The 16,387-nt window shown below is 71.0% G+C and carries 14 protein-coding genes; 6 read left to right on the top strand and 8 right to left on the bottom strand.

Going from position 1 to position 16,387, the window contains the following annotated elements:
- Nucleotides 1-62: 62 nt before the first annotated feature.
- From ACMTAK_RS10245 to ACMTAK_RS10220, 6 genes are all read right to left on the bottom strand, one after another.
- Nucleotides 63-1,004, bottom strand: coding sequence for a LysR family transcriptional regulator (locus ACMTAK_RS10245; RefSeq protein WP_413805918.1), 942 nt, complete (start codon nucleotides 1,002-1,004; stop codon nucleotides 63-65).
- A 122-nt stretch (nucleotides 1,005-1,126) separates the two neighbouring features.
- Nucleotides 1,127-2,572, bottom strand: coding sequence for a family 43 glycosylhydrolase (locus tag ACMTAK_RS10240; RefSeq protein WP_413805917.1), 1,446 nt, complete (start codon nucleotides 2,570-2,572; stop codon nucleotides 1,127-1,129).
- A gap of 61 nt (nucleotides 2,573-2,633) precedes the next feature.
- Complete coding sequence (locus ACMTAK_RS10235; protein WP_413805916.1) at nucleotides 2,634-4,484, bottom strand: glycoside hydrolase family 76 protein; 1,851 nt, start codon at nucleotides 4,482-4,484, stop codon at nucleotides 2,634-2,636.
- 124 nt (nucleotides 4,485-4,608) lie between these two features.
- Nucleotides 4,609-6,903, bottom strand: coding sequence for an AbfB domain-containing protein (locus ACMTAK_RS10230; RefSeq protein ID WP_413812845.1), 2,295 nt, complete (start codon nucleotides 6,901-6,903; stop codon nucleotides 4,609-4,611).
- 253 nt (nucleotides 6,904-7,156) lie between these two features.
- Nucleotides 7,157-7,489, bottom strand: a complete 333-nt coding sequence (locus tag ACMTAK_RS10225; RefSeq protein ID WP_413805915.1) for a hypothetical protein — start codon at nucleotides 7,487-7,489, stop codon at nucleotides 7,157-7,159.
- A 156-nt stretch (nucleotides 7,490-7,645) separates the two neighbouring features.
- Complete coding sequence (locus ACMTAK_RS10220) at nucleotides 7,646-8,107, bottom strand: ATP-binding protein (RefSeq protein WP_413805914.1); 462 nt, start codon at nucleotides 8,105-8,107, stop codon at nucleotides 7,646-7,648.
- 243 nt (nucleotides 8,108-8,350) lie between these two features.
- Here ACMTAK_RS10220 and ACMTAK_RS10215 point away from each other — a divergent pair, with 243 nt between their 5' ends.
- The 3 genes from ACMTAK_RS10215 (at nucleotide 8,351) to ACMTAK_RS10205 (ending at nucleotide 10,383) form a co-directional block, all read left to right on the top strand.
- Complete coding sequence (locus tag ACMTAK_RS10215) at nucleotides 8,351-9,226, top strand: helix-turn-helix domain-containing protein (RefSeq protein WP_413805913.1); 876 nt, start codon at nucleotides 8,351-8,353, stop codon at nucleotides 9,224-9,226.
- Between the two features lie 25 nt (nucleotides 9,227-9,251).
- Nucleotides 9,252-9,464: a DUF397 domain-containing protein gene (locus tag ACMTAK_RS10210; protein WP_413812844.1), complete on the top strand. Its 213-nt coding sequence runs from the start codon at nucleotides 9,252-9,254 to the stop codon at nucleotides 9,462-9,464.
- A 103-nt stretch (nucleotides 9,465-9,567) separates the two neighbouring features.
- Nucleotides 9,568-10,383: an SAM-dependent methyltransferase gene (locus ACMTAK_RS10205; RefSeq protein ID WP_262702527.1), complete on the top strand. Its 816-nt coding sequence runs from the start codon at nucleotides 9,568-9,570 to the stop codon at nucleotides 10,381-10,383.
- Nucleotides 10,384-10,539: 156 nt separating this feature from the next.
- Here ACMTAK_RS10205 and ACMTAK_RS10200 read toward each other — a convergent pair whose 3' ends face one another.
- Together ACMTAK_RS10200 and ACMTAK_RS10195 are read right to left on the bottom strand one after the other, a co-directional pair.
- Nucleotides 10,540-11,232: a response regulator gene (locus ACMTAK_RS10200; RefSeq protein WP_138916359.1), complete on the bottom strand. Its 693-nt coding sequence runs from the start codon at nucleotides 11,230-11,232 to the stop codon at nucleotides 10,540-10,542.
- Nucleotides 11,229-12,902, bottom strand: coding sequence for a sensor histidine kinase (locus ACMTAK_RS10195; protein WP_413805912.1), 1,674 nt, complete (start codon nucleotides 12,900-12,902; stop codon nucleotides 11,229-11,231). Before ACMTAK_RS10195 ends, ACMTAK_RS10200 begins: the two co-directional genes overlap by 4 nt.
- A gap of 98 nt (nucleotides 12,903-13,000) precedes the next feature.
- Between ACMTAK_RS10195 and ACMTAK_RS10190 the strand changes: the two genes are divergently transcribed.
- The 3 genes from ACMTAK_RS10190 (at nucleotide 13,001) to ACMTAK_RS10180 (ending at nucleotide 16,329) form a co-directional block, all read left to right on the top strand.
- Nucleotides 13,001-14,032 carry a Bug family tripartite tricarboxylate transporter substrate binding protein gene (locus ACMTAK_RS10190; protein WP_413805911.1) on the top strand — a complete coding sequence of 344 codons (1,032 nt, stop codon included), beginning with the start codon at nucleotides 13,001-13,003 and terminating at the stop codon, nucleotides 14,030-14,032.
- 144 nt (nucleotides 14,033-14,176) lie between these two features.
- Nucleotides 14,177-15,622 (top strand): GntP family permease, encoded by a 1,446-nt coding sequence (locus tag ACMTAK_RS10185; protein ID WP_413805910.1) that lies wholly within the window; start codon nucleotides 14,177-14,179, stop codon nucleotides 15,620-15,622.
- A 77-nt stretch (nucleotides 15,623-15,699) separates the two neighbouring features.
- Complete coding sequence (locus ACMTAK_RS10180) at nucleotides 15,700-16,329, top strand: hypothetical protein (protein WP_413805909.1); 630 nt, start codon at nucleotides 15,700-15,702, stop codon at nucleotides 16,327-16,329.
- Nucleotides 16,330-16,387 lie beyond the last annotated feature (58 nt).

Raw genomic sequence — 16,387 nt, 5'->3', positions numbered from 1 at the left:
TACGAAGAATAGTGTGCCAAGCGGCTCACGATGCATATGTAAGCCGAGGCGACCGGGGGTGGCTACGCGGATCCGCGCAGCCGCCCGGTCGCGGATCGGCCCTTCGCGGTGCCGTCGGTCGCCTCGCGGAGCACATCCCGCACCTGGCCGCGCAGCCACGCATGGGCGGGGTCGCTGTCGTGCCGGTGATGCCAGGTGAGGACCACCTGGGTCGGCGGCAGCTCCAGCGGGAGCCGTCGGGTGACGAGACCGAGCCTCGCCGAGGCGGGTCGGCAGACCCGCTCGGCGACGACGGCCACCGCGTCCGAACGGGACACCACGTCCAGCGCCGCGGCGCTCGTCGGCAGGGACGCGACCACCCGCCGTCGCAGCCCGCGTTCGGCGAGGGCGTCGTCGACGGCGTTGTGCAGTCGGCCCCGGCGCGAGACGGTCACGAAGGTCATGCGGACGAGCTTGTCGAGGCCGACCCGGCCCTTGGCGAGCGGATGCCCCCGCCGCAGGGCCAGGACCAGCCGGTCGGCGCCGACCACCTCGGAGGAGATCTCCGGGCGGCCCGGCTCGTCCGCGCCGATCTCCAGATCGACCTGGCCCCGGGCGAGGTCGGGCCGGTCGGCGGAGGACTCGGCCAGCAGGCTCAGATGGATGTTCGGGGCCGTGGCGCCGACCCTGGCGATCAGCGGGGCGGCGAGGGCCGCCAGCAGCGCGTCATGGCCCCGCACCGTGAAGTGCCGGTTCAGACCGGCCAGGTCGAGTCGGCGTACGGGAGTGAGCACGGCGGTGGCCCGCCGGACCAGGTCGCGGGTCTCCTCGCGCAGTTCGAGGGCGCGCGGGGTCGGGACCATGGTGCGACCCGCGCGCACCAGGATGTCGTCGCCGGTCGCGCGACGGATCCGGGCCAGCGTCCGGCTCATCGCCGGTGGCGAGAGGTTCAGCCGGTCCGCCGCGGCGGTCACGCTGTTCTCCTCCAGCAGCGCGTCGAGCGCCACGAGCAAGTTGAGATCCACCCGCGCCACGGTAAGGCAAGCCCCGGTGGGATTGCGCGAGGGCGTCATGTCACCGGCGCAGACGCCTCGTGGAGACGTGTGCGGCCCCCGCCGCCGGGCGGGGGCCGCGGATGTGCCGGGTGTCAGCGGGTGTACACCTCGGCGCGGTCCACGCTCACGAACGAGGCGCCCGACTGGGCGTTGTGCTCGCCGGTCACCCGGATGCGCAGGGTGTGCCGGCCGGAGGCGAGCCGGGGACTGAGGTACTGCAGGGTTTCGCCGGTGCGGATCGCGCCGTAGAAGTCCACGCGTTGCTCGGGGCCGCCGTCGATGCTGAGGGCGGCGATGCCGTTGCCGGTGTCGCGGACCGACAGCAGGGCGATCCGGGTGCCGGTGAAGGAGAAGGTGGCGGTGTTGGCCGCCCGGTCGCTCCAGTGGTCGTCGCTCCAGAAGCACTGGGTGGCGCAGCCGGTCCCGGAGTTCCAGGTGCCCGTGTACGACACGCTTCCGTCGCCGCTGGACCGGCCGTCGTCATTGATCCAGTACGTGCCCGCTCCCGGGTCGCCGGACGGCAGGTCCTGGGTGGCGCCCATGGCGAGCGGGCGGCCCAGGTTCGGGCTGCCGTCGGCGTTCCAGGCGATCTTCTGGGCCCGGGTGGTGCGGTTGGTGTAGGTGTTCACCGGCGTGGTCTTGGCGTGGTAGACGATCCAGTCCTCCTTGCCGTCGGGCGAGCGGAAGAACGCGTGGTGGCCGGGGCCGTAGACGCCGTGGTCGTCGGCGCGGGAGAACACCGGGCCGGAGTGCTGGGTCCAGTTGCCGGGCACGAGCGGGTCGGCAGTGGACGGCAGGGACATCATCCAGACCTGGTAGTCCGGTTTGCCGGTGTCGCAGGTGGAGTACGTCATCCAGGTGCGGCCGTTGCGGTAGAGGAACTCGGGGCCCTCGCGCACCTCCGGGCAGCCGCCGGCCCCGTTGATGGCGACCGCGTCGCCCGAGACGGTGTACGGGTTGGACATCGGGGCGATGTTGAGGCCGTTGTGCTGGTACTGGTTGATGCCGGAGTAGGCGAGGTAGAGCCGCCCGTTGTGCTCGAGGATGCCGGGGTCGATGGCGAAGTCGGCGGCGTGGTTGGGCGGCGTCAGACGGGACTTGAAGTGGTAGGGACCGGCCGGGTCGTCGCGGTCCGACTCCAGCACATAGAGCCGGTGGTGGTCGTCGACCCCGTCATCGGCGGTGTAGTAGAGGTACCAGCGGTTGCCGAAGCGGTAGAACTCCGGTGCCCAGATGTGCTGGTTGCGGGAGCCGTCGGTGTCCGTCCACACGGTGACGGGGTCGGCGTCGAGCAGGGTGCCCAGGGAGGTGGAGCGCCACATCCGGATGCTGTCGCCCTGCGTGGTGGTCAGGTAGTAGGTCCCGTTCCAGGTGGTCACAAACGGGTCGGGGCCGGTGTTGAGCGGGTTGCGGAAGGTGCCCGCGGCGGCGGTGTGCGGGGCCGCGGTGGCGGCGGGCGGGCCGGAGATCAGACCCCAGAGGATGGCGAGCAGGGCGGTGAGCAGTGCCGCGTGGCGGCGGGCGGTGCGGGGGCTCATGGGCGCTTCCTTGCGTCGGTGCGGGTACGGCTCGTGAGGGGGTTGGTCCGTGGGGAAGGTGTCAGAGACCGTCCGCGGCCGTCAGCGCGCCAAGGGCACTGGCCTGGGTGCGCCAGTCCACCTGGTTGGGGGTGCTGCCCGCCCAGCGCTGGCCGAGCCGGTTGAGGGAGTCGCGGTCGGTGGCCCAGATCGAGTCGGCCTGCTTCTTGACGTACGCCCGGTAGCCGGCGGATCCGGTGGCGTCCGCGAGGTCGGCGAAGTGGCGCATGAAGACGCCCTTGAACTGCTTCTGGTTGTCGTCGCAGGCGTTGCCGCCGGTGTCGCAGGACTCGGTCAGCACGCCGTCGCGGGTGAGCGCCGCCGAGGTGGTCGCGGCATCGGCCAGGCGCCGGGCGGTGTCCAGGTACCGGTCGTCGCCGGTGGACCGCCACAGTTGGGTGAAGGCACCGAGGGCGAGGCCCTGGTTGTAACTCCACACGGTCTGGGAGTTGTTGTGGCAGTCGGCGGTCAGCCCGTCGTTGACCAGGCCCGCGCTGTTGATCAGCCCGCTGTTGAGGTACCAGGTCGCGGCCGTGGCCGCCCGGTCGCCCCATACGGAGTCGCCGGAGATCCGCTGGTGCAGTGATGTGGTCAGCCACAGGTACAGCCCGTTGGTCACGGCGTTCTTGTAGGTGCGCTCCCGGTCCCACCACACACCGCCGCCGCAGCTGCCGGTGTCCCAGTACTGGTGGACGTAGGTGGCGATGGTGACCGCCTCGTCCAGGTAGCGCCGCTCATGGGTGTGGTCGTACGCGGTCAGCCAGGCCACGCCCCACCAGGCCGCGTCGTCGATGGCGCGGCTGATGAAGTGGCCCTCCACCGCGTCGGAGCTGCGCTCGCCCGGGGCGAAGGTGCCGCGGTTCTGCTCGAAGGTGCGGGCGATGACCCAGTCGTAGTCGTGCCGCCCGGTGCGCTGGGCGAAGTCGACGAGGGAGGTGACCGCGACGGCCGAGTTCCACCAACTGCTGCGCCACCAGCCCTCGTACGTGTGGTACGACGCCATCAGCGCGTCCGCCGCGGCGCGCGCCCGGCTCGGCGCGGGCCTCACCCAGGCCGTGCAACTGCCCTCCTGGTGGTCCGCCTCGCGGCCGCACGCCCGGACCGCCCCGCCGAACAGCAGCCCACGCGGGTCCCGGGTGGCGAACATGGCCGTCCGTGTCGAGGTCTTGCCCGACGCCACGCTCGTACGGCCGAGGGAGGAGCCCTCGGGCCAGGTGGCGCCGGTGTCCCAGGAGCGGTCGAGCCAGATCTCGTCGCCCGCGCCACCGCTTTCGATGACGCCCCACGCCATCGAGTTCTTCTGGTCGACATGCAGGCTGATGGTGCGCCCGAACAGAGTGGTGGCGGGCACCGGGCGGTCGTCGCCCGCCGCGGTGGCCGGGTCGGCGCCGTCGCAGAACGCGCCGTCGCACACCTTCGGGTGGACCCAGTCGGTGCAGGTGACACCGGCGGCGTCACCGCAGGCGCGGAGCCAGCCGCGCCGGTGCCCCACCGGGTCGGTGAGGTTGTACATCAGGGTGCGGGTGCCGGTCCAGGTGCCGGGGATGCTCGCCTTGCCGAGCAGGCCCTCCCAGGTGGCGCCCCGGTCCCAGGACCGGTCGAGCCAGACCGCGTCACCGCTCACACCGTTGTCGATGCTGGCCCAGGCCATGGAGTCGGGGTCGGAGACGTGCAACTTCAGGGTCCGGCCGCCCAGGTTCACATTCGGTACGGGGAAGGTCTCGCGCTGCGCCTTCGAGGGGTCGAGGGTGTCGCACGCCAGCGCGCAGACCGGGGTGGCGGCACGGGACGGCGTGGGGAGGGCGACCAGACCGGCCAGGGCGATGGCCAGGGTCAGGAGTCCGTGGAGGACACGGTGGAGCCGCGCTGACATGGCGTACCCGCCTTTCCGTGGGGGCCGTGCGCATGAGCGTGGGGGAGGAGAGACGGGCGGCCGCCCGCGCGGGGCGGCCGCCGGAGGGCGCGGGTCCGTCGATCAGGGCCCGCGGCGGTCGTTGCTAGGGAGCCCAGGGCGACTCGATCGCCCAGGTGGTGTCCTCGGTGAAACTGGCCGGGTTGTCCCAGGCGTGGGTGCCACCGGACTGGGCCAGCCACAGCTCGGCGTTGATGTGCCGCAGATACTGCCCGGGGAAGTTGGCGGCCGACATCCGGATGCCACCGCTGCCCTGGGTCGGGCACCAGGTGGCGTCCTCCTTGTACCCGGTGGAGCCGTCGCCCGCCTCGCGCCGGACGCGGAAGTCGCGGTGGCGCAGATACTCACCGGGGTAGTTGCGGGACTCGAAGGAGTAGCAGAGCTTGTTCGCAAGACCCTGCCGGACCGTCCAGGTGGCGTCCCGTTTCAGCAGGTCGGCGCTGGCGGAGTGCACCACCTCGGTGAAGCCCAGTCCGTCGTAGTGGCGGATGTAGCGGTCGGTGTAGCCGGGGGTGGTGACCCGGATCGACACGTTCTGCCCGACGGGCAGCTTCACCGTGGCGCCGGCCGACCGGGAGGCCGCGATGAGAGCCTGGTTGGCGGTCCGTACCCGGGCCTGGTCGACCTTGACCACCTGGCGGTCGTAGGACATCAGCCCGTTGGCCTCGTTCTCCACGTCCGTGATCTGGGTGTAGACGGAGGCCGACAGACCGCCCGCGGGCATACCGCTCTCCCGGATTCCGTCGAGCAGACCGACCAGCCGGTTGTTGAGCGCGGGGACGCTGGGCTGGTCCTCGTAGCTGAACCCGCCGCCCGGATACCACTCATGGCCGGGCACCCGGTAGCCCAGGCCGCCGTACTCCCCGAGCACCGAGGCGCGCACCGGCTCCGCCGGGGTGTTGCCGGGCCCGACGTAGTTGTGGTTGTCGATGACGTCGCCGTTGCCGCCGTCCTTGGCGGCGCAGCAGTTGACGCCGCTCATGTTGTCGACCAGGCGCGAGGGGTCGTACGCCTTGACCATGTCGGCGATGCGGGCCTGGTCGTACTGGCCCCAGCCCTCGTTCTGGTCCACCCACTGGATGAGCGCGGGCGAGCTGCGGTGCTGGTCGATGATGGCGCGGTACTCGCTCTCCCACTGGGCGCGGGCCGCGGTGTCCGGGGTCTTGCCGCTGTCCATCGAGGGCATGTCCTGCCACACCAGCAGCCCGAGCCGGTCCGCCCAGTAGAACCACCGCTGCGGCTCGACCTTGATGTGCTTGCGGACCATGTTGAAGCCCAGGTCCTTGTGTTTCTGCAGGTCGTACTTGAGGGCCTCGTCGGTGGGCGCGGTGTAGATGCCGTCCGGCCAGTAGCCCTGGTCCAGGGTGCCTGTCTGGAAGACGAACTTGCCGTTGAGCACCGGCCGCCGGACCCCGCCCACGTCCTTCACCGCGATCGACCGCATGCCGGTGTAGCCGCCGACCTTGTCGGCCCCGGTGGTGCCGGTCAGCTCGGCCGTGACGTCGTACAGGAACGGGTCCTCCGGCGTCCACAGATGGGCGTTCGGCACCGGCACGGAGAGCTCACCGCCCACGGTGCCGGTGGCGCTGCCGACCGTGGTACCGCCGCTTGAGACGGTGACCTTGACGCCCGTGCCGTCGGCTCCTCCGGCGCCGCGCACCGTGACCCGCAGGGTGTCGTCCTCCAGGCGCGGGACCATGTCCAGGCGGGTGATGTGCGCGGGGGCGGTGGGTTCCAGCCACACGGTCTGCCAGATCCCCGACGATGCCGTGTAGACGATGCTCCTGCCGGGGTGCGGGGTGACGTCCTGGACGCGCTGCTTGCCGATGGCCTGACCGCCGGTCTCGGTGGGGTCGTACACGGAGACGACGATGGTGTTGGTGCCACCGTTCAGCAGGGGCGTGATGTCGTACGAGAAGGCGTCGTAGCCGCCACGGTGGGCGGCGCCCGCCTGCTTGCCGTTGACCCAGACCGTGGTCTCCCAGTCGGACGCGCCGAAGTTGAGCTGGACGCGGCGGCCGTTCCAGCCGGAGGGGACCGTGAAGGTGCGCTTGTACCAGAGCTTGTCATTCTGGGTGATCTTGCGCTGGACGCCGGAGAGCGCGGACTCGGGCACGAACGGCACCCGGATCTGTTCACCGAACGTGGTCGGCTGTCCGGCGTCGCGGGAGGTGACCGCGAAGTCCCAAATCCCGTTGAGGGGGGACCAGTCGGGCCGGGTGAGCTGGGGGCGCGGATACTCCGGCAGGGGATTGTCGACCGGGACCTGGTTCGTCCACGGGGTCGTCATCGGGGAGGGTTGGGGATCCCAGGCCTGGGCGGCGTGGGAGGGGCCGGCGCCGGAGACGAGCAGACCGGTGGCGGCCAGCGCGGGGACCACGACGGCGGTCACGCGCCGCCGCCAGGTCCGTCTTGGACGGAGGAGGGAGGGGAAGCGAAGGAACAAGTGTCTCAGCACGCTGCTGCTCCATGGTCCGGTTGGCGCCGCCGCCCGGAGGACGGCGGAACTCTTCCACAGGGAACACTTGCTGCACGCATTACCAGAGCACTCACTCCAGTGTTTGTCCATACCTTGGGACAACGTTGTCGGCCAGACAGGGTCCCGTGCGGAGCGGCAGCGTGCGGGAGGGGTCCTAGAGCGCTTGGGACGGCCCGGAGGTGTCCCCCGGTGACCAGTGGGGCCGGATCCCCGCGATATGACAGGTCATGAAGTACAGCGGAATCGGCGGCGTGTACGGCGAGTCGTCCTGGGGGTGATGGATCAGACGGGGGTGTCGGGAACGCCCGGAGTACTCGCCGCTCAGGTCGGTCATCCGGGCCCCGACCGCGTAGCTGGTGAACGGCGGCCAGGCGACGTCGATGTTCGACCCCGACGGCACGATCCACCACCACCGCTGATCGTCGGCGAAGACACAGCCGATGCGGGGCAGACACTTCATGACCCGTCTGCCGATGTCCGTGGGCATCCCGACCGCGTCGTATCCCAGTCTGGCGGGAAGTCCGTCGGGGAGCCGCAGGCGTCCGCGGTGGCCTCGCCAGAGGCGCGCCACGCCGAGTGATGGGGCCTCAGGCAACTCATGTGCCTCAGGTGCCTCGGGGGCAACAAACTGTCGGTCCATGAGTCAGTGACACTCTTCCGTGCGCGACGGCAGCTCGGCCCATACGATCCGCCCCGGCCCGTGCGGGGCGTCCCTGACGCCCCAGGCGCTGCTCACCGCGCCGACCAGCAGAAGCCCTCGTCCGCAGTGCTCATCGGGGTCGGGGGTGCGTGGCGCGGGGAGAGTGCGGGCCCGGATCTGATCCTCGACCTCGAGGCGCAGCAGTCCCGCGCCGACGCTCAGCCTGCACTCCAGGTGATCGCTGACCGTATGCGTGATCACGTTGGTGACCAGCTCGGAGACCACGAGGAGCGCGTCGTCGCACACGTGGGCGCTCACGCCCCAGGCACTCAGCCGCTCGCGCACGGCCGCGCGGACCGTGCTCACCGAGGAGGCGGTGGCCGGAAGCCGTAAAGCACATCCCGGGTGGGTGTCCTGCTCCCGGGACGTCCGAAGGGGAGTCAGGGGAAGGGCGAGGGGAGCCACGAGCGGCCGCCTTTCGTCTGCCTGCGCATCATGACCGTGCCGTTCCCGCACTGCGCAGTGCCTACGGACGTACCCACGCAAGCGTTCCCACCGTGATCGGACGGTGGGACCACTGTGGCAGGTGCAACGAACGACTTGCAAGCGGTAAGTTGAAAATTGCAAGTTGCCATCGGGGGGATGCCGTTCGCGCGGCCGGCGACCGTGACAGACTGCAGCCGTGGCCCGGTGTGGGGAGGTAGAGCGTTGGCGGCGGAAACCGCATGGGGCGATGCCCCCTCTGTCCTCCGCATGATCCTCGGCAAGCAGCTGGAGGAGCTGCGGACGCGCGCCGGCCTGACCTACGACCAGGCGGGCGTGGCGATCGGGGTCAGCCACTCCACGATCCGCAGGATGGAAGCCGCCAAGGTGGCCCGGCTCAGGCTCGCGGACGTGGAGAAGCTGCTCCAGACGTACGGCGTCACCGACCGGCATGAGCTCGACACCTTCCTGAAGTCGGTCCGCGAGGCCAACAAGCGCGGCTGGTGGCACACCTACCGCGATGTGATGCCGGACTGGTTCGCCGCGTATCTGAATCTGGAGCAGGCGGCGCTTCAGATCCGCGCCTACGAGGCGCAGTTCGTCCACGGGCTGCTGCAGACCGAGGACTACGCGCGTGCGCTGCTCAGCGCCGGAAATCCGCACGCTCCGTCCGAGGCCACCGAGCGCAGGGTCGCCCTGCGCATGCAGCGCCAGGAACTGCTGTCCCGGGAATCCCCTCCCCGACTGTGGGTCGTGATGGACGAGACGGTGCTGAGGTGGCCGGTCGGGGGCCCGGCCGTGATGCGCGCCCAGATCGACCATCTGATCGAGGTCAGCGCCCTTCCCCAGGTGACCGTGCAGATCATGCCGTTCGGGAGCGGCCCGCATCCGGCCATGCGGGCCGGTGCGTTCCATGTCTTCCGGTTCAGGGCTCCGGAGCTGCCCGACATCGTCTACCTCAGCGGCCTGGTCGGCGCGGTCTATCTGGACAAGGAGGACGACGTGGTGGTGTATCGCGAGGTCCTGGACCGGTTGGGCGCCCAGTCGGTGCCCGCCAGGAAAACCGAGGCCGTCCTCGGCGCAATTCGCAAGGAGCTCTGAAGTGCACCACCACATACGCAGCGGCATGCCCTCCCACGACCTCGGCACCCTGGGCTGGTCCAAGCCGTGGAGCGACGACGCCGGGGGCGCCTGCGTCGAAGCCAAGAAGCTGCACGACGGGCGGGTGGCGCTGCGTCAGTCGACCGACCCCGACGGCCCCGCACTGGTTTTCACCACGAACGAGATGACCCGGTTTCTGGCGGGTGTGAAGGACGGCAACGCCGACTTCCTCTGCTAGCCGCCACGGAACCGCATCCTTCCCGGTCGCGCGGGCCCGTCCCGGCCCGCGCGGCCGGGGGTCACACCAACAGCGAACTGACGATCCACTGGGAGGGGACGCCTTGAGCGACAACGGATGGTCGGCCGACCGCATCGACACCGAGAGCGCGCATTCGGCACGTATCTACGACTACATCCTCGGCGGTAAGGACTACTACCCGGCCGACAAGGAAGCGGGCATCGCCATGTCCCGCGAGTGGCCCGCCCTGCCGATCCACATGCGGGCCAACCGCGACTTCATGAACCGGGCCGTGCGCTATCTGGCCGAGGAGGCGGGCATCCGGCAGTTCCTCGACATCGGCACCGGCATCCCCACCTCGCCCAACCTCCATGAGATCGCCCAGGCGGTGGCCCCGGCCTCCCGGGTCGTCTACGTGGACAACGACCCCATCGTCCTCACGCTCTCCCAGGGCCTGCTCGCCAGCACTCCCGAGGGCAGGACCGCCTATGTCGAAGCGGACATGTGCGACCCCGCCACCATCCTGGAGGCCGCCGAGCTCCGCGAGACCCTCGACCTGACCCGGCCGGTCGCCCTGACGGTGATCGCCATCGTGCACTTCGTCCTGGACAAGGACGACGCCTACGGAATCGTCAACCGCCTCCTGGAGCCGCTGCCCTCCGGCAGCTATCTGGCGATGTCCATCGGCACCGCCGACTTCGCGCCGGACGAGGTGGCCCGGGTCGCCCGTGAGTACGCGGCCCGCGACATGCCCATGCGGCTGCGCACCGAGGCCGAGGCCGAGCGGTTCTTCGACGGCCTGGAGCTGGTCGAGCCCGGCCTCACCCAGGTCCACAAGTGGCGCCCGGACGCCACCGCCACGGAGGACATCAAGGACGAGGACATCGCGATGTACGGGGCGGTGGCCCGCAAGCCCTGACGTCGTTGCCTGACGTCGTTGACCGGTGGGCCCGGCGCCGTATCCGGGCCTGCCCAGCCGAAGGACGCCGCGAGCAGGGCTCGTTCAGCCGTCTCAGCCAGTGGTCGTCGCCCTCCCGGCCCGGAGCGGGCCGGACCCGCGGACTCGTCAGGGCCCCTACGCCCGTCGGCTGTAGCGGCGCTCCGGCCGCCCGGCCGTGCCGTAGCGCAGCGAGACATCGGCGTGGCCGGTGGCGTGGAAGTACTCCAGGTAGCGGCGGGCGCTGACCCGGGAGATGCCGATGGCGGTGGCCGCCTCGGCGGCGGAGACGGTGCCGTCCGCCTCGCGGAGGGCGCGCTCCACGAGCTGGGCGGTCTCCACGCTCAGGCCCTTCGGGAGGGCGCCGCCCGCCGGGGGTGCGAACGCCCCGGCCAGGACGCGGTCCACATCCGCCTGGCCACGGACGACCGTGGTGAGCAGCCGGCCGCGCTGGGTCGCATAGCGTTCCAGGCGGGGCTGGAGATCCTCGTAGTCGAAGGGCTTGAGGAGGTAGTCCACCACTCCCTGGCGGACGGCCCCGCGCACCGCGTCCGCCTCCCGTGCCGCGGTGATCACCATGACGTCGCAGTCGTGCCCGGCGGTGCGCAGCCGCGGGATGACGTCCAGGCCGAAGAGGTCCGGCAGATAGAGGTCGAGCAGGACCAGGTCGGGCCGGAGCGCGTCGACCGCCTCGATCGCCTGCTCGCCGGTGTGGGCGGTGCCGACGACGCGGAACGGCGCCACCCGCTCCACGAAGGTGCGGTGCACGCGCGCCACCATGAAGTCGTCGTCCACGACGAGCACATCGATCGTGCCGGCCGACTCGGTCATCGGGTCGCTCCTTCCGCCACCGCGTCGGCGGGGTGGCCGACGGACATGCGGGCGCTGAACATCGCGCCCTGGCTGGTGTTGGTCACCGCGATCTCGCCGCCGCGGCGCTCGCAGACGAGCCGGGTGAGCGCGAGTCCGATGCCGCGCTCGCCCTCCCTGGCGGCCTTGGTGGTGAAGCCGTGGGCGAAGACCTCCTGGGCGAGTCCGGGAGCGACGCCGGGGCCGGAGTCGCGCACCACGATCTCCACACTGGTGTGGTCCCGCCGCAGCTCGACCTCCACCCACGGCTCGTCGCCCTCCCCGCCGCCATCCTTGTTCTCGCCGCCGTGCTCGGACGTGGCCGCGTCGATGGCGTTGTCGACCAGGTTGCCGACCACGGTCGCCACATCGGCGGCGTCCTCGGGCGTCAGCCGGTCCAGCGCGGTGCGGTCCGACAGGCGCAGGGCCACCTTCCGCTCGGCGGCCTGGGACGCCTTCGCCATCAGCAGTGCCGCGATGGCGGTGTCCCGGACCCGGCGGCCGATGGACATGTCGAGCGACTGGCGGCGCTGGTTCAGCGCCCGGATGTAGCGCACCACCTCCTCCTGCTCGCCGATCTGGATCAGCCCGGAGATGGTGTGCAGCTGGTTGGCGAACTCATGGGTCTGCGCGCGCAGCAGCTCGGAGGTGGAGCGGAAGGAGCCGATCTCGCGCTCCAGCCTCGCCAGCTCGGTGCGGTCGCGCAGGGTGGTGACGGACCCGAGCGGCCGTCCGTCCTTGACCACGGTCATGCGGTTCATGACCAGGACCCGGCCGTGCCGGACCACGACCTCGTCCTTCGGGTCCGCCGATTCCTTCCGCGCCCCGGCCAGGACGTCCAGCAGCCGTCCCTCGATGCCGAGCTCGGCCAGATTCCGGCCCACACAGTCCTCGGGCAGGTCCAGCAGCCGCCTGCCCATGTCGTTGACGAGGGTCATCCGGTGTTGCGGATCGAGGGCGACGACGCCCTCGGCGATGCCGTACAGCATCGCCTCGCGGTGCTCGGCCAGCCCGGTGATCTCGCGTGGCTCCAGGCCCAGCGTCTGCCGTTTGACCCGCCGGGCGAGCAGCCAGGAGCCGACGACGCCGAGCGCGCTGGCCACGCCGAGATAGACGGGGAGGTACGAGGACGCGCCGCTCAGCCGCTGCCACACCGTGGGAGACGCCTCGCCGATCATGACGGTGCCCAGATGCCGCCCCAGATCGTCCCCCGTCGCGCCGACCACCGACACCTGTGCCACCAGCTCCCGGCTGCCGTCCCAGTCCAGCGTGCCCGACCAGCCACGGCCCGCGCCCACCCCCTCGCCCAGGGGTAGCCGGTCGCCGAGCACGGTGGGATTCGTCGAGCTGACGACGCGCCCGTGGCGGTCGGCCACCGTGACGGACGTCACTCGCGACTGCACCCGCGCCGAGTACACCAGCGGGGCCAGCGCCTCCGCCGGTGAGGGCCCCACCAGCCTGCTGCGCACCAGCGGCTGGGCGGCCAGCTGCTCGGCGAGCGCACCGACCCGGCGGCCCTCCACCCGGTTGAAGGTGGCCTCCGACTGCGCGAGCGAGACCGCCGCCACCGCCATCAGCACCACCACGACGATGGCGAGCTGGAGCAGCAGCATCTCGCCTGCGAGTGTTTGGCGACGGAACGCGGCGACCACAATGAACTCAATCTCTCCTGCTGACACAACCTGGGCGCATTGTCCACCAGGCCGCACAATCATGGCGTCCGCCGTATGGGAAGCGAAAGGGAGGTGCCATGAGACGCCGCACCGGCACCGGCACCCGCACCCGCGTCCTGTCCGGCACCCGCACCCGCGTCCTGTCCGGCGCTCTGGCCGCCGTGCTGTCCCTGCTCGTCGGCGCCTGCGGCACCTGGCCGGGCACCGGCGACGCCCGGGACGACGGGCTGCGGATCCTGGTGCCGAACACCCCCGGAGGCGGCTACGACACCACGGCCAGGACCGTGGCCCGGGTGCTGGAGGAGACCGGGACCACCTCGGACATGGAGGTGTTCAACCTGCCCGGGGCCGGTGGCACGGTTGGTCTCCAGCGCACCGTGGACGAACGTGGCAACGGACGGCTCGCCCTCCAGATGGGTCTCGGCGTGCTGGGCGCGTCCCATGTCGCCCACGCCAAGGTGACCGTGGCACGGACCACCCCGATCGCCCGCCTCATCGAGGAGCCCGAGGCGGTGGTGGTCCGCAAGGACTCGCCGTACCGCGGCATCGCGGACCTGGTCGCCGAGTGGCGGAAACACCCGGGGGACGTCACGGTCGGCGGTGGCTCGTCGCTGGGCGGCCCGGATCATCTGCTGCCCATGGCGCTGGCCCGCACCGTCGGCATCCAGCCGAAGGCGGTGCGCTACGACGCCTACGACGGCGGTGGCGGCGATCTGCTCCCCGCCCTGTTGGACGGCCGGGTCGACTTCGCCACCAGCGGCATCGGGGAGTTCCTCGACCAGATCGCGGCCGGGCAGCTCAGGGTGCTCGCGGTCACCAGCGACCGGCCCGTGGCCGCGCTCCCCGGGGTGCCGACGCTGAAGGCGGCCGGGATCGACCTGGTCTTCGACAACTGGCGGGGGATCGTCGCCCCGCCCGGTATCAGCTCCGCGGACCGCGAACGCTGGATCGAGGTGCTGACCGCGCTGCACACCTCCCGGCAGTGGAAGGCCGAGCTCACCCGCCACGGCTGGACCGACGCCTTCGCCACGGGGGGCACGTTCGCCACGTATCTGGCCCGGCAGGACAAGAGCGTGGCGGAGCTCGTCGGACACCTGGGACTGGACTGACCGAACACTCCGCCGTGGCGGCCGTGGCACGCCCTTGCCGCCCTTGAACCACACCGCCCTCATCCCTTGACCCACCCATGCCCGGGTGGCACACGAACCCCCGCATGCCCTGGTACGCACCCATATGTCCCGGAAAGGCACCGCATGACCGCACACACCTGGTGGCTGCTGCTCATCCTCACGGTGGCGATCGCAGCACTGATCTATCTCATCAACTCCCGGCTGCGGGTCCATCCGTTCGTCGCGCTGATCCTGGTCAGCGTGGGCACGGGGATAGCGGCCGGGGAGCCCGCCGCGAAACTCGCCGGATCCATCGAGGAGGGCGCCGGCGGCACCCTCGGCGACGTGGGCGTCACCCTCGCCCTGGGCGCCATGCTCGGCCGTCTGCTGTCCGACTCGGGCGCCACCGACGCCATCGCCCGCGCCCTCGTCGCCCGCGCCGAGCCCCGCAGGCTGCCCTGGCTGGTGGGCGCGGCCGCGTTCGTCATCGGTGTGCCCATGTTCTTCGAGGTGGGCCTGATCGTGCTGCTGCCGTTGATCTTCAGCGTCGCCCGGAGGATGGAGGAGCACGGCGGCACCAAGGGCAGTCCGTACGTACTCCTCGGTGTGCCCGCCATCGCCTCGCTCTCCACCCTGCACGGCATGCTGCCGCCCCACCCCGGCCCGCTGACCGCGATGACCGGTCTGCACGCCGACCTCGGCCTCACCCTCGGCGTCGGCATCGTCTGCGCCGTGCCCACCGTCATCCTGGCCGGGCCCGTCTACGCCCGCTGGATCGCGCCCCGGCTTCCCGATGTCGCTCCGGATGCCGAGCTGGTGGCGCAGTTCACGGGGGCTGAGCGGCAGCCCGCTGCGGCCACCTCGGGACCCGGAGCACAGGCGGCCACCGATGTGCCCCGCCGGACAAGTGTGCCCACCGGGCTGGCCGTGGCGGCCGTGCTGGTGCCCGTCGTCCTGATGCTGCTGCGCACCCTGGCCGAGACGGCGCTGGACGAGTCGAGCGGGCTGGGCGCGGCGCTCGTGTTCGCCGGAGAACCGCTGGTGGCGATGCTCGCCGGTTTCGTCTTCGCCCTCGGGGTGACGATGGTCGGCTCCACCCGCGCCAGCCACTCCGGCCGTTCGGGTGAGGAGACCCGTGCCTCCCTGACCGACAGCCTGAAGTCCATCGCCGCCATCCTGCTCATCATCGGCGGGGGAGGGGCGTTCAAGCAGGTCCTTCAGGACTCGGGCATCGGCGATGCCATCGCGTCGGCCGCCGAGGGCGCCCACATCAATGTGATCCTGCTGGGCTGGCTCATCGCCCTGCTGCTGTCGCTGACCACGGGCTCCGCCACCGTCGGCATCGTCTCCGCCACCGGCATCGTGGCCCCGCTGATCGGCGACGGGGGAGGCCTTGAGGCATCCCTGCTCGTGGTCGCGATCGGCGCCGGTTCGCTCGGCCTCAACTACGTCAACCACGCGGGGTTCTGGCTGGTGAAGGAGTCGTTCGGAATGGACCTCACCCAGGCCACCAAGACCCAGACCGCCGTGCAGACCTTGGTCAGTGTGCTCGGCCTGGCGATGGCCCTGCTGCTGTCGGTGTTCGCCTGAGACACCGGTCGTTCGCGGTCGTTCGCGGTGGGTCCGGTGGCCCGGTGGCTGCCGGACCCACCTGCGAGACTCCGGCCATGGATCTTGACGAGCCGTTGCGGTGTCTCGCGGAGGCCGAGTCGGGTGAGCTGCGGGAGGAGTTGACCGGCGGGGGCTATGTGGTCGTGCAGTACAACCCCGAGGGGACGTATTTCGACGACGCGGACCTCGCGGAACTCTTCGGTGCCGGCGCCGACATCAACGCCGTCAACACCGCCGGTCAGACCCTGCTCGACCTGGTCATCCGGGCGGCTCCGTACCCGGAGCGACAGGTGCGCCTGCTGCGGGAACGGGGAGCCGTCAGCCGCGAACTCGCCAACGTGTCCGTGGACTGGCTCGTCCGCAGAGTGCCGTACGGCTACGAGGACGAGCTGCGCATCCTGCGCAATCACGTCCGCTTCCTGCTGGAGACCGGCGCGCCGTACGACCATCCGCTGGACTCTCTGCTCGCCGCCACCGGCTACTACGAGCGTGAGCTCTCCGCCGACTACCTCGTCGAACTCGTCGACATCATGGTGAGCCGCGGGGTGCGTGACCGGCCGGGCACCTACGGCAGGACGGGACGCGAGAGCGCCCAGCAAAAGGTCGACCACGGTCTGACCCACTACCAGGCCGTGGTGGACCGGCTCACCGAGGCGGCGGCCGGGAGCGAAGGGCATGAACGCTGAGCGGCCTGGTGCGAATGCTGAGGTGAGGATTGCCGCCCGGCTGGAACCCGCCGCTCCG

It is taken from the genome of Streptomyces lacaronensis (assembly GCF_047337785.1).
GTDB lineage: Bacteria > Actinomycetota > Actinomycetes > Streptomycetales > Streptomycetaceae > Streptomyces > Streptomyces lycopersici.
The sequence above is the reverse complement of the archived record's forward strand: the minus strand, read 5'-3'. Positions and strand labels throughout refer to the sequence as shown.

Coding starts and splice junctions, on each gene's coding strand:
- ACMTAK_RS10180 (WP_413805909.1), top strand. CDS start 15,700: ATGGATCTTGACGAGCCGTTGCGGTGTCTCGCGGAGGCCGAGTCGGGT.
- ACMTAK_RS10235 (WP_413805916.1), bottom strand. CDS start 4,484: ATGTCAGCGCGGCTCCACCGTGTCCTCCACGGACTCCTGACCCTGGCC.
- ACMTAK_RS10240 (WP_413805917.1), bottom strand. CDS start 2,572: ATGAGCCCCCGCACCGCCCGCCGCCACGCGGCACTGCTCACCGCCCTG.
- ACMTAK_RS10210 (WP_413812844.1), top strand. CDS start 9,252: ATGCCCTCCCACGACCTCGGCACCCTGGGCTGGTCCAAGCCGTGGAGC.
- ACMTAK_RS10185 (WP_413805910.1), top strand. CDS start 14,177: ATGACCGCACACACCTGGTGGCTGCTGCTCATCCTCACGGTGGCGATC.
- ACMTAK_RS10190 (WP_413805911.1), top strand. CDS start 13,001: ATGAGACGCCGCACCGGCACCGGCACCCGCACCCGCGTCCTGTCCGGC.
- ACMTAK_RS10225 (WP_413805915.1), bottom strand. CDS start 7,489: ATGCCCACGGACATCGGCAGACGGGTCATGAAGTGTCTGCCCCGCATC.
- ACMTAK_RS10200 (WP_138916359.1), bottom strand. CDS start 11,232: ATGACCGAGTCGGCCGGCACGATCGATGTGCTCGTCGTGGACGACGAC.